Raw genomic sequence first — 13,115 nt, forward strand, 5'->3', positions numbered from 1 at the left:
TGACGACGTTTTTTTCGCTAGCGTTAAATGTATTACTTATCTTATCAGGTTTACGAATGACTACTGTTAGCGCATTTTGGGCAAAGAAATGGTTGCCATTGCGCCTGTTTGCTGTGTCCTATTTGTTAATGTTAAATCCCCACCATGGTTGAACATTATTTGACGGCATAGCACTAAACCAATACCACTACCTTGTTTTTTAGTTGTATAAAAGGGCACAAAAAGGTTGTCTGGGTTTTTGATACCATCACCGTTATCGCAAATCATAATTTGAATAAATTCACCGCTTGCCTGCCAACTAATCTCTATCTGACATGTTGTTGTGTTTGAGCATGCTTGTACAGCATTTGTTATTAGGTTGACTAAAACTTGAGATAATTGGTTGCTATCAGCAAAAACGTCGATGTTTTGCGGTGTAACAATCTTTATTTTCGCGTCAGTAAAAAAGTTACCTTGATCTTGAATAAATTCGCGCAAAGAAAAGAGTGTTTTTTGAGGCTCAGGAAGCCGGGTAAGTGATTGATATTCTCTAATGAAGCCGTTTAACGTTAATGCTCGCTCGGTCATAATACGTAAACCACCAGTTAGGTCTTGCTTGGTTTCATTTTCTAAATCAGCAGTAGTTACTATTTGCGATAATGACTCTCCAATAGACGCTATTGGTGCTAGCGAATTATTAATTTCATGGCTGAGCACGCGTAACAATCGTTGCCATGCTACACGTTCTTCATTTTGCAATAATTTTTGCACATCGTTGAGAAATAATAAGGTATAGGTTTTGCCATAAAGTCGATAACTATCTGTTTGTAAATAGACACGTTTTTGGCCTCTATCTGTGGTTAAATTAACTACTTGTTGTAACGGCTGAGCGAGTAACGTTTTGTCAATTCCCAAACTTCTCAATGGCATGCCTATCATGTCGTCTTGTAATGAAAACAGTTGCTTGGCTTTCGGGTTTAGCAGGGTAACAACGGCATGGTCGTCTAAACAAATCACCGCGACATTAATATGTTCTAATACTTTTGCCATCGCGATGTGGTGTTCTTTCGATACCAACCGCTGTTCTGCTAATTGCAGCGCTGCGGTATTTATCACGTTATTAAGTTCAGCTAATGCGCCAGTGTTAACTGATGAACTGGGCCGCATTGTGGTATCACCTGTAATAAGGGCTTCAACGACATTGGTGGTTGTTCTTAATTGATTACGTATACGTCGCCATACCAGTAAGTTACCGATTGCGATAAACGAAACAGTAAACACGACAATAATAATTTTTAAATACAATGATATAGCGCTAAAGCTCAGTAAAATGAACAGTAATGCACAGGGAATAAGAGAAATGAATAAACTTTGCTGAGCAAGTTTATTTTCAAACGATAAGGCAGTTGGTTTATGAGTCATTATTCAGTGTTTAGTTGATACTTTTCAAGTCGACGATAGTACGAACTACGAGATAATCCAAGAGACTTTGCAGTATTATGTGGATCATTTTTAAAGCGTTGTAAGCGCTCGATAATTATTTGCTTTTCTATGTCTGCTAATGTTTGCTCGTGAAGGTGTTGACTAACAGGCGTAGCCGTTATAGGTAAGTTTAAATCTTTCACTTGAATATTATCTTGAGTCGATAAAAATAAGGCACGCTCAATAGTATGGCTAAGCTCTCTAATGTTACCTGGCCAATGATAAAATGTGATGGCTTGACTCGCTTCTTGGCTTAATGCTTTTGCCGGTATACGGTATTTTTGGCAAAATACGTTTATAAAATATTCTGCCAGTGGCAGTATATCTTCTACGCGCTCTTTTAACGCGGGAATACGTATTTCTACGGTATTTAATCGGTATAGTAAGTCTTGTCTAAATTGTTGATTCGCCACTAATTCATCGAGGTTTGCATTGGTAGCCGAAACAACCCGTACGTCAGCGTCAATGGTAATATGGCTTCCAACACGCTCAAATTTTTGTTCTTCTAAAATATGTAACAATTTAGCTTGCTGATTTAAGTTTATATTGGCAATTTCGTCTAAAAATAGTGTCCCTTGCGAGGCAAGCTCAAAACGACCAATGCGATCTTCTTTGGCATCAGTGAAAGCGCCTTTAATATGACCGAACATTTCACTTTCGAATAGTGATTCGGTGACTGCCCCCATATTAACGGAAATAAAGCTATTATGTTGTCGCTCAGAATGTTGATGAAGGTAACGGGCGAGCATTGATTTACCCGTACCATTTTCGCCAGTAAAAAGTACATTCATGTTACTTAACGCAATGCGCTGGATTTGTTCAAGCACTTCGCGCATTAATGCCGAGTGTGCGATAACATTTTGATTTTTTTCACGGCTAAGTAACGCGTTTTCTTGCGCGAGTTTTTCATTACTACGTAAGGTATCAACATGTGCTATTTGTTGTCTTACTTTGTTAAGCAGTTGTGCATTTCGCCATGGCTTTTCAATAAAGTCACTTGCGCCGAGTTTCATCATTTCTACAGCAATATCAACGCTACTGTATCCTGTCATTGCAATGATCGGTACATGACTATCAATGTCTCTTATCGCTTTAACTAGCTGCATACCCTCTGAGCCCGACGTTGTATCTTGGGTGTAGTTAAGGTCTAGCAACAAACAAGAGAACTGTTTACGTGATAACAGCGTTAGTACTTGATGTGGCGTACTTGCAGTGATTATTTTTACGTTTTCGTGTTTTAACGCTAACGATAACGCTGAGATAACATTTTCATCATCATCGGCAATTAAAATACTAGGAATTGATCGTGTCATGTTTGTTTTCAATCACTCTACGGTGACATCATTATACAGTGAGTTAACATAAAAGGCGGTCAATGACCGCCCAATTATTTTTACATTTAAGCTATCTTTTTTGTCTTTATAGCTAATACATAAAGATAAAAGCTTTATTAATCATAGTGTAAGGCATCACTTGGTTCCAAACGCAAAATAGCACGCGTAGGAATAAACGTGGCCATAAGCACCATAAAAACAATTAACAGTGGAATACCCACAAGCGCAATGCCATAGCTTTCATTGTTGATGACAATGGTGTTAGACATATAACTTGATAAAGCTATTGATAGCGTAACACCAAGCGCCAAACCGATAAACAGTTGAATTCCTGCTTGTTTTAAAAACATCGCCATAATTTTAGCGTCGGGTGCTCCAATCGCGCGGCGCACGCCTATTTCTTGCGTGCGAGTCAAAATATTATTTGATGCCATGGCATAAATACCACTTGCCGCAAGGATAACGGCAACAATACCGCAAAATAAGAATATTTTACTGACTGACAGTAATAGCATCATTGGTTGCTGTATTAAACTGTCGTAAGATTGCACATGATAAATACCTACATCAGGGTCTACATTGTTTACCGCTTGCATCAAAGCTGCGGTTGCTGCTTGCATATCACCTGAGTAATGAACCGCAACATATTGACGCATAACGCCGATATTATCCATTGCATGATAACTGTTGTATGACGCACTTGAGGTACGCATGGTAGAACCATGATAGGTATCAGACACAACACCAACAATGGTATACCAGTCACCTCGATAGCCACCACGACCAGCACGACGAACGCGTTTACCTACTGCGTCACCATCGGGGAAAAACGCTTCTGCGATGGATTGGTTAACAATAATGCTGAGCGCGCCTTCTGCGCCATCTCTATGATCAAAGTCACGCCCTTGAATAACACGCATACCGAGTGCTTTCCATGAGTCACGAGAAATCACTTCATTATTACTATATGGGTTTTCGTTGTAAACAGCAGCAGGGCGGCCTTCTATTTCAAAAAAGCTTGTACCTTCACCAGTGCCCGGCAATTGTGTCATCATCGCGCTTGCTTTTAAATTTGGCATTGCATCAATGGCTGCTTTAATGCGGTAGAACACTTGTGAACGATTATAACGGTCTTGATACTCATGCTCTGTATTTCTGCGAATAGGGTATTTATCAGGTGGTATCTGTAATTGCGCTGTGATGCGATTTTCCGTTTCAACACCGTAATCTGCTTGGCTCGCAAAATAACCGGTTGATAATAAAACGGTTGCCATAACAAGCACTACACAAGACAACACTATTTCTGAGATAACCAGTGCTTTGCCAACCGTTGCCGCTTTTTTACCTAATGCGCCGCGTGTTCCATCACGAATAACGGCATTAAAATCATTGTTAAGCGACTTGTAAGCAGGAAACAAACCGGTAATTAATACCATTGCGATTATTGAAATAACTAAAATAGCAATGGCTTGGCTGTCTATTGTTAATGTCCACCAAAAGGGTTTTTCATTATTTATTGCAAACGTTTGGTTAAACATCTGGTTTGTTAATTCAATACCGTAAGCGGCAAATAGCAGGGCAAGTAAGCCACCAATGGCACAGATAAATATACTTTCCCATAGCATTTGTATCATTAGTTTTTTGCGTGGAATACCTAACGCGACACGAATAGCAATTTCTTTGATACGTTCATTAACACGCGCTAACAATAGGTTGCTTACGTTAATACAGGCAAGTAATAAGATAAGGAACACAACGATCAATAAGGCAATAAAGATATTGTAATACTGTACAATACTAGCCTGTTTATAAGGCATAACATTTAAATATCTGCCGTTGTCAGGTATACGAAACTTGAAATCTTCTTTTAATGTTGCTGCAATTTGTTGGTTTACGGTATCTAAACCTGCCTGTGCTTCTTCAATACTTACGCCATCACGTATTCGAGCATAGGCAAATAAACTGCTATAAGAGGCTTCTGTTGGGTTTACTGTACGCTCACTTAGTGGTTGCCAAATTTGTGCTTTATCAGGAAAGGAAAAACCTTCAGGCATAACACCAATAATTCTTCCTGGCACAGCATCAAGAGCAAGTTGTTGGTTAATAACACCGGGATCAGCACTGAAATATTGTTGCCAGATTTCATAACTTAGCACAACAACAGGCTCTGCACCTTCAACAAAGTCATCTTGGATAAACCCTCTGCCTAAATGAGGTTGAACACCTGCCATGTCAAAAATGTTAACGCTTGTGTAACTTGCGTTCATTTTCTTAGCTGAAAACAAAGCTGCATGTTTGCTGTTGTTTCCACCAATAAATGTAGTACCTTCTGTATAGAAACCGTGATCATCAAAAATATCAAGTTGCTTTACCGCAAGGTTTACGTGAAAAGGATCGGCTGACCGTCGAAATAAATGATTGCGATCGAACTGCGCTTCTATGGCGACAACTTCTGTGTCTCCATTAAGGTACATTGGCTTAAAAACTAAACTGTTTAACAATGAAAAGGTGTAAACAGTTAACCCTAAGCCAATCGCAACAATTAGTATGGTTAATGCGGTAAATAACGGCTTTTTCAGCAGCATTCGCATAGAGTATTTTAACTCGATAGATAAGCTCATATTATGTTCCTCTGCTTACTAAATTGCGATAGCGCTTGGTGTTTCAGAAGGGCGATCGGCAACGACTTTGCCATCGAATACTTCAATTATACGATCCGCTCTACTGGCTGAACGAGGATCATGTGTTACCATACAAATTGTTGCGCCATTAGCGTGCAATTTATCTAATAACTCCATAACCGCCCCGGCATTCTTGGAATCTAAGTTACCCGTTGGCTCATCGGCAAGTAGAATATCAGGTTTTCCTGCAATGGCTCTGGCAACCGCAACACGTTGTTGTTGGCCCCCTGATAATTGTGAAGGAAAATGATTGGCACGATGTTGCATATCAACCTGTTCAAGCGCTTGCTTAACTAACGTTTGGCGCTCATGTTTACTAATGTCTGAGCGGTATGATAACGGCAGTTCTACATTTTCTTGTACGGTGAGGTCACTGATCAAATTAAATGCTTGAAAAATAAACCCGATTTTTTCATTTCTGATCAATGCTCGTTCATCTTTGTTTAAGCTTGTAACATCATGACCTGCTAATTGATAGGTGCCATTTGTGGGGGTATCAAGTAACCCTAAAATCGATAATAGTGTGGACTTTCCGCAGCCCGAAGGCCCAGAAATTGAGATGAACTCGCCTTTATTGATGGTAAGATTTATACCTTCTAATGCATGCGTTTCAACGTCGTCAGTATAAAAAACTTTATCGAGCGCATTAAGCGCGACTAGGGTATTTACTTGGTCTTGCATTGGATTTTCCTTATTATTTTTTGGCTATTGTATCGCTTTAATTTGCTTTTCTTTCCATGACGAGACGTCAGAGATTACCACGTTTTCGCCAGGGGTAAGGCCCGAAAGCACTTGGATTTGAGTTTGTGAAGAACGGCCAAAGGTAACTTCACGCATTGTTACTTGTTTGGTTTCAGGGTTCACGATATAAACATTACTGGTCACGTTGGCCTTAGCAAACATGGGGCGTTTGACATAAAGTGTGTCAGTTAAATGCGCAACATGAATAATGCCGTCTACGCTTAGTTCTGGGCGCGCTTCCTTAGGAAGTGTTCCCGTTATTGCCACATCAACCTGTACAGAACCGTTAACGACCGAGGGATCAATTCGAATAACTTCACCGCTTACTTTACTTGTTTTAGTATCAAGGGTGACGGCCTGTGTTAAGCCTATTTGATAAATTTGTTTTTCAGGTACGCGAATCTCAGCAATAAACTCGTCATTGCGTGCTAAACGCGCAACATTCGTTCCTGCGGTTATTTGTTGCCCCATCTCAAGAGGCATTTCTTGTACAATACTGTCGATTGAGGCACGTATTTGTAAACTATCGACCAAATGTTGAATTCTTGCTGTGCTGCGTTCCATACGTTTTAAACGCGCATTAAAAGCTCTTTTTTGTGCGATTAAATTCTCTTGTGCTTTGGCTAATCGCTTTTTTTCTAACTGCCAGCGTTGTAAAAGCTGTTCAACTTCAATTTTTACTTCTTCGTGCTCAACCTTTGAAATTGCCACAATGCCTTGTTGTAATAGTCGTTTTTGTGCACTTAAAGTGAGTAGGGCGCTTTCATAGTTTAATTTACTGTGAATCACTAATGTTTCTTGGTCGAGTACTTGCGACTCAAGTGCGACGCGTTGTGCATTTAATTGTGCTTGTGTTTCTTCAAGTTCCCATTGACTTTCTTCTAGCTGCTGAGAAAGTGTTGGGTTTTTCATAGAGATGATTAAATCACCTTTTTTAACGGCTGCGCCTGCTTTTATATAGACTTTATCTACCCGGCCATTGGTTTCTGTGGCAACCCAATAAACTTCTTTAGGGACTAACACGCCAATACCGCGTACATCTAATGTTAGATCACCCGCTTTTACGGTATCCATCATCACATTGCTTGCGGAGATTTTATTGTTTGCGGTACTCGCATATACAAGCGCCCAAAGGCAACCAATTACAATGACACTGATAACAAGCCATTTACCGGAAATTATAGGTTTGTTTTGTTTTTTTCTAACGATATCCATCGTTGTCCTTTTTAGTAGTGGTCACGATTAAATTTAATGTTGTTGATACTACGAAAAGCGAAGTTAATGCCAAAATGATAAATTCAATATTTATCAATGGATTATGTTTTTGTTGTGTTTTTGGTATGTTGTTGTTGTCTCGAAATCGAGACGGGAAAATATCTATTAAAGTTTCGAATTCGAGATCTACGGTTTTAAATGAGAATGCGGCTAAAAAGAAAAATTACCGTGTTTATAAAACTTGACATATCGCAACGTCGACCCAATACATAGCACCTGGGTAACGCTACTCATCAATAACTAAATGTTGTAGGATAGCGTGCTTTTTTATAAGAGCGTGTTGGCCTTTTAGTGTTAATATTTGCTCGATTTTGGCGCGAACTTTTTGTATTACGAAGTCTTTAGCAACGTTTATTGGTAAAGCAACAAAGCATTCAACGCTCTAGCTTTATACAGTGAAATCTTGTGTTAAATCATGGTTTCCTTTACTATGCGCGCGCAATTATTTTTTTCAACAAAATGAATGTTAATTTTTAATTTGCGGGTTTTTATTCATTTTGTTGCATACTCGCTGATAATAACTAGGATCAAAAATGACTACAGAATCATCTAAAATCATTTATACCATTACTGATGAGGCGCCAGCGCTTGCTACGCATTCATTACTACCGATTATTCAAGCTTTCACAGCATCTTCTGGCATCGACGTTGAAACACGCGATATTTCATTAGCGGGTCGTATCATTGCTAATTTTCCACAATATTTAAAAGAAGAACAGCGTATTGGTGATGCATTAGCTGAATTAGGTGATATTGCAAAAACACCTGAAGCGAACATTATTAAATTACCGAATATTTCAGCCTCTATTCCACAACTTCAAGCAGCTATTAAAGAGTTGCAAGATAAAGGGTACGCTTTACCTGATTACCCTGCAGAACCAAAGAACGAAGCTGAAGAGTCAATTAAATTAACGTATGCAAAAGTATTAGGTTCAGCCGTAAACCCTGTTTTGCGTGAAGGTAACTCTGACCGTCGTGCGCCAAGTGCTGTTAAAAATTATGCTAAGAAAAACCCACATTCAATGGGCGCATGGTCAAAAGATTCTAAGTCTCATGTAGCACACATGGAGTCTGGTGATTTCTACGGTAGTGAAAAGTCAATGACGGTTACTGGTGCAACCGATATGCGTATTGAATACGTAGATACTGCCGGTAGCGTTACCGTATTAAAAGAAAAAGTTGCGTTAGAAGATAAAGAAGTGATTGATGCATCGGTAATGAGCAAAAAAGCACTTGTTGAATTTTTCGAAGCAGAAACGCAAAAAGCGAAAGATGAAGACGTATTACTTTCACTTCATATGAAAGCAACTATGATGAAAGTATCTGATCCAGTGATTTTTGGTCATGCGGTTAAAGTATATTATAAAGATGTGTTTGCTAAACATGCTGCAACGTTTGAGCAATTAGGTGTTGATGTTAATAACGGCATTGGCGATGTTTACGCAAAAATAGCGCGTTTACCTGCTGATAAAAAAGCTGAAATTGAAGCAGACCTTAACGCGGTATACGACGTTCAACCACCACTTGCGATGGTTGACTCTGATCGTGGCATTACTAACCTACATGTACCAAGCGACATTATTATTGATGCGTCAATGCCGGCAGCACTTCGTGCTTCTGGTCAAATGTGGGGTCCTGATGGTAAGCAAAAAGATACTAAGTTTATGATCCCTGATCGCAATTATGCTGGTGTTTTCTCAGCTGTTGTTGATTACTGCCGTGAAAATGGTGCTTTTGATCCAACAACAATGGGTACTGTTCCAAATGTTGGTTTAATGGCGAAAAAAGCGGAAGAGTATGGTTCACACGACAAAACGTTTATAGCAAAAGGCAAAGGTGTTATTCGCGCGGTAAATATTGCTACGGGTGATGTGTTACTTTCTCAAGACGTAGAAGAAGGTGATATTTTCCGTATGTGTCAAACGAAAGATGCGCCTATTCAAGATTGGGTGAAATTAGCGGTTACGCGTTCACGTTTATCAAATACACCAGCAGTGTTTTGGTTAGACGAAAATCGTGCACACGATGCTGAAATTATTAAAAAGATAAATACGTATTTGCCAGAGCACGATACTGATGGTTTAGATCTTCGTATTTTAGCACCTACTCAAGCGTGTGAATTTACGTTGGACCGTTGTGGTAGAGGTGAAGACACCATTTCTGTTACAGGTAACGTATTACGTGACTATAACACTGACTTGTTCCCAATATTAGAACTGGGTACATCAGCTAAAATGCTTTCGATAGTACCATTAATGAATGGCGGTGGTTTATTTGAAACTGGTGCAGGTGGTTCAGCACCTAAGCACGTGCAACAATTTGAAAAAGAAAACCATTTACGTTGGGACTCTTTAGGTGAGTTTTTAGCGCTAGCTGCTTCACTTGAACATTTAAGCAATACAACGGGTAATGCAAAAGCTCAAGTACTTGCTAATACGTTAGATGCCGCCACAGGTAAATTTTTAGATGAGAACAAATCACCTTCTCGTAAGGTAGGTGAGTTAGATAACCGAGGTTCTCATTTCTACCTAGCAACATATTGGGCGCAAGAACTTGCTGAACAAAATGAAGATGAAGATCTTAAATCTGCATTTACGGCACTTGCCCAAGCATTAACCAAGCAAGAAGATAAGATTATTGCCGAGTTAAATGGTGCACAAGGCCCTTCACAAGATATTGGTGGTTATTATCAACCAGCTGAAGATCTTGCTGATAAAGCTATGCGTCCAAGTGAAACGCTAAACACAATTCTCTCTAGCCTGTTATAAGCGCGAAAAGAGCATTGTATTATTAAGCCCGCTTAACGCGGGCTTTTTGTAATTGATGTGTTGATTTGTGACACAAAGATGAATTTAGTTGTGTTTTTCTGCAATTTTTGCAGTAAAACTTGCTTGTAACGAGCTATAATATGTTTACATTCACCTTCATCAAAAAAAGGATTTTTAGATGTTAACTGCGTTAGTAGTATTTCTAGTTGGCGGCTTGGCGATTGTTATTCACACGCTTGCTAAGAAAATAAACCCAATAAAACAAATTAATAACCACTTTATTTATTGAGCTATAAGTCTGACAAGGGGCTTCTTACACCGTTTGCACCTTGTTCAATTACGTGTGTATAAATTTGTGTAGTTCGCACATCTGTATGTCCTAACTGTTCTTGTACTGTTCTAATATCAGCCCCTCGCTGCAATAAATGCGTTGCAAAAGAGTGGCGCAATGTATGGCAAGTGACCTGTTTTTTGATGTTTGCTAAATGAGCTGTTTGCTTTACAGTTTTTCGTAAGGCTGATTCATGAATATGGTGTCTTCTTAGTTGATGGGCTTGTGGGTCTTCATTTAGACGATTAGACGGAAAGATGTAGTGCCAACCTAATTCTTTTTTAGCACTCGGATATTTTCTCGCTAATGCAAAGGGCATATAAACACCATTGTATGCGGGGTTTCGCATATCTCGCTGATAAAAAACACTGGCAAATCGTATTTGTTCTTTTAGTGGTTTTCTAAGCTCTTTTGCTAAGGTTACTCTTCGATGCTTGCCGCCTTTACCATTCCATACTTGAATGCAATTAAAATTAAAGTTTATATCATGTATTCGTAACCTTACGACCTCCATTAGGCGTAACCCACTTCCATACATTAACTGACACGGCAACTTATAGTCTGGTGTGATGGTGTCGAAAAATAGTTTTATTTCTGATTTTGTTAATACTTCTGGCAGTTTCGGTTGTACTCGCGATTTATTAAACCTTAACTCTAACGATAGCGGTAATTTTAAAAAGTCTTTATAAAGAAAGTGCAGGGCATTTAATGCAACTGCTTGGGTTTTTGGCGCCACATTCATGCTATTTGATAGATAGCTAAGAAACTTTTCTACGTCCTGATCGTGACAATTTTTGGGATGTTGCTTGTTGTTAAAGTGAATGAAGTATTTTATCCAATAAAGGTAAGTTTCAATTGTTCTTTTGGCGTAGCGCCTTGTCCACATATACTCTTTTACTGCAGTTAAAAATGGTGATGACATTTGATAATCCTTTATCTCTCTATGCTGTATATTTATACAGTTTAGTCGAGGATGAACTTTCTACAAGAAAGAGAGAAAAATCCTCGCTTTCTACAAACGGTGTGCATAAGTAAAAGCGTTATCTTATTGATTAATTGGTAATATCAGGGTAGTTTGTAGTTGATTTTTAATGAAGTAGAGGGAATGACTTCGTGTAGAAAGCGAGAATTATTCCTTCTAATAAGCTGTTAGGCTTGCTACTAGGCTAGAGTTGAATCGAATATGAAAATAACTTCTGTCGAAGAGTTTACAACGATAGTAACCCAATATGAAAACTCTTGGTTTAGAGGCGTATCTTCTCCTATATATGACCTTAGACCTCGAATTCACTGGGATAATATAGATATATTTAGTGAAGATGACTTAGTTTATGGTTTTTTGAGAGAACAATTTAAATATCACTCATCAATTAATAGTAACCCTTGGTATTTATATGCACTAATGCAACATCACGGTCTACCAACAAGGCTTTTAGATTGGAGTAAATCTCCTTTAATTGCTTTATATTTTGCTTTAACACAAAAAGCGGTAAATGAAGATGACCATAGGGTTTGGATAATAAACCCATATAAACTTAATGGTTTCTTTACTGGTGTCGAGAGAGTCTTTTGTCCCTCTCAGGTAGATACTCAAATGAGATATATTGAAACTAATACATATTTTAGTGCTGAGAAAAGAAGCTTAGAAAAATATCCACAGGATATTAAAGTGAAATTGTTATTTGATTCATATTTACCAGCTAACCTTACCGTTTCAGAAAAGCACTTATTACTTGATTTTCCAATGGCAATTGAAACTATTCCGCTAGATTCAAGAATGTCTGCTCAACAAAGTGCATTTACCGTTCACGGAAAATGCACTAAAACTCTCGAAGAACAGGTGGCTTCAGGTATTGTGGAGTATATTGATATTGATTTTCATAGTAGAAATAAATTGTTACAGCAGTTACATCGGCTAGGCATTGTTGAAGATACAATTTATTGTGATCTCGATTCTTTAGCTAAGAGATTACGTCGTGAAAAAGGTTATTTGTAATACAAGCCTAACAAGGCCTTAAAGTCGGATTCGTAACGGTTGGCTCGGTTCCGCTTCGCTTCACATTTTAGCCAACCATTATTCACCGCTTAAGGCGGCGTTATGTTTACATTTATGACCGATAGATCTGAGTTAATAAAAGGAATAGCTCAAATAGGGGCTAACTACAGCGACTACAAGAAGGAAATTCAGGAGTACCCTTGGGACTGCGATTCAGAATTGTACTTTCTTACTAAACAAGATCTGTTGTCAGTCTTTAGTCGCTTCGAATCAGGAGAATTAGATAGCGATGCTATTGAAAATTGGGCAAACTTTTTAGAGTGCCGAGACGACCTTGGTTATGAATCTGATTATGAAGATGAATTAAGAGATATGATTTTTCTTCTAGCTAATCCCGTTATCAATTACAGTATTGATGTTAAGTTGATAAATGAACTCGCTGAGAAAATTCGAGCTTTGTAAACATAACAAGCGCCTAAACTCCGACAATGTAATGTTGTCATGGTTTTGGCAAATAACGCAAAAAGC

9 protein-coding genes are annotated in these 13,115 nt (G+C 38.7%); 3 read left to right on the plus strand and 6 right to left on the minus strand.

What is annotated here, in order from left to right; translation table 11 throughout:
• Nucleotides 1-66 precede the first annotated feature (66 nt).
• The 5 genes from QUE09_RS07885 to QUE09_RS07905 form a co-directional block, all read right to left on the minus strand.
• The gene (locus QUE09_RS07885; RefSeq protein ID WP_286235646.1) at nucleotides 67-1,401 is read right to left on the minus strand and encodes a sensor histidine kinase; all 1,335 of its coding nucleotides are present in this window, start codon (nucleotides 1,399-1,401) and stop codon (nucleotides 67-69) included.
• Nucleotides 1,401-2,774 (minus strand): sigma-54-dependent transcriptional regulator, encoded by a 1,374-nt coding sequence (locus QUE09_RS07890; RefSeq protein ID WP_286235647.1) that lies wholly within the window; start codon nucleotides 2,772-2,774, stop codon nucleotides 1,401-1,403. The genes QUE09_RS07885 and QUE09_RS07890 overlap by 1 nt, the downstream gene beginning before the upstream one ends.
• A 137-nt stretch (nucleotides 2,775-2,911) precedes the next feature.
• Nucleotides 2,912-5,416, minus strand: a complete 2,505-nt coding sequence (locus tag QUE09_RS07895; RefSeq protein ID WP_286235648.1) for an FtsX-like permease family protein — start codon at nucleotides 5,414-5,416, stop codon at nucleotides 2,912-2,914.
• 18 nt (nucleotides 5,417-5,434) lie between these two features.
• Nucleotides 5,435-6,157 carry an ABC transporter ATP-binding protein gene (locus QUE09_RS07900; protein ID WP_286235649.1) on the minus strand — a complete coding sequence of 241 codons (723 nt, stop codon included), beginning with the start codon at nucleotides 6,155-6,157 and terminating at the stop codon, nucleotides 5,435-5,437.
• A 24-nt stretch (nucleotides 6,158-6,181) separates the two neighbouring features.
• Nucleotides 6,182-7,432: an efflux RND transporter periplasmic adaptor subunit gene (locus QUE09_RS07905; RefSeq protein ID WP_286235650.1), complete on the minus strand. Its 1,251-nt coding sequence runs from the start codon at nucleotides 7,430-7,432 to the stop codon at nucleotides 6,182-6,184.
• 593 nt (nucleotides 7,433-8,025) lie between these two features.
• On the opposite strand from QUE09_RS07905, the gene QUE09_RS07910 reads away from it, so the two are divergent.
• On the plus strand, nucleotides 8,026-10,260 hold the full coding sequence (locus QUE09_RS07910) for an NADP-dependent isocitrate dehydrogenase (protein ID WP_286235651.1): 2,235 nt from the start codon (nucleotides 8,026-8,028) through the stop codon (nucleotides 10,258-10,260).
• Nucleotides 10,261-10,550: 290 nt separating this feature from the next.
• Here QUE09_RS07910 and QUE09_RS07915 read toward each other — a convergent pair whose 3' ends face one another.
• Entirely contained in the window at nucleotides 10,551-11,513 is a 963-nt protein-coding gene (locus QUE09_RS07915; protein WP_286235652.1) for an integron integrase, read from the minus strand.
• 261 nt (nucleotides 11,514-11,774) lie between these two features.
• Here QUE09_RS07915 and QUE09_RS07920 point away from each other — a divergent pair, with 261 nt between their 5' ends.
• Both QUE09_RS07920 and QUE09_RS07925 read left to right on the plus strand, forming a co-directional pair.
• Nucleotides 11,775-12,587 carry an FRG domain-containing protein gene (locus tag QUE09_RS07920; RefSeq protein WP_286235653.1) on the plus strand — a complete coding sequence of 271 codons (813 nt, stop codon included), beginning with the start codon at nucleotides 11,775-11,777 and terminating at the stop codon, nucleotides 12,585-12,587.
• A 102-nt stretch (nucleotides 12,588-12,689) separates the two neighbouring features.
• The gene (locus QUE09_RS07925; RefSeq protein ID WP_286235654.1) at nucleotides 12,690-13,049 is read left to right on the plus strand and encodes a hypothetical protein; all 360 of its coding nucleotides are present in this window, start codon (nucleotides 12,690-12,692) and stop codon (nucleotides 13,047-13,049) included.
• Nucleotides 13,050-13,115: the final 66 nt, after the last annotated feature.

Source organism: Thalassotalea sediminis (assembly GCF_030295915.1).
GTDB lineage: Bacteria > Pseudomonadota > Gammaproteobacteria > Enterobacterales > Alteromonadaceae > Thalassotalea_C > Thalassotalea_C sediminis.

Excerpts from the sequence above, each read along its gene's own strand:
- QUE09_RS07890 (WP_286235647.1), bottom strand. The coding sequence starts at position 2,774 with ATGACACGATCAATTCCTAGTATTTTAATTGCCGATGATGATGAAAAT.
- QUE09_RS07905 (WP_286235650.1), bottom strand. The coding sequence starts at position 7,432 with ATGGATATCGTTAGAAAAAAACAAAACAAACCTATAATTTCCGGTAAA.
- QUE09_RS07895 (WP_286235648.1), bottom strand. The coding sequence starts at position 5,416 with ATGAGCTTATCTATCGAGTTAAAATACTCTATGCGAATGCTGCTGAAA.
- QUE09_RS07915 (WP_286235652.1), bottom strand. The coding sequence starts at position 11,513 with ATGTCATCACCATTTTTAACTGCAGTAAAAGAGTATATGTGGACAAGG.
- QUE09_RS07885 (WP_286235646.1), bottom strand. The coding sequence starts at position 1,401 with ATGACTCATAAACCAACTGCCTTATCGTTTGAAAATAAACTTGCTCAG.
- QUE09_RS07910 (WP_286235651.1), top strand. The coding sequence starts at position 8,026 with ATGACTACAGAATCATCTAAAATCATTTATACCATTACTGATGAGGCG.
- QUE09_RS07900 (WP_286235649.1), bottom strand. The coding sequence starts at position 6,157 with ATGCAAGACCAAGTAAATACCCTAGTCGCGCTTAATGCGCTCGATAAA.
- QUE09_RS07920 (WP_286235653.1), top strand. The coding sequence starts at position 11,775 with ATGAAAATAACTTCTGTCGAAGAGTTTACAACGATAGTAACCCAATAT.
- QUE09_RS07925 (WP_286235654.1), top strand. The coding sequence starts at position 12,690 with ATGTTTACATTTATGACCGATAGATCTGAGTTAATAAAAGGAATAGCT.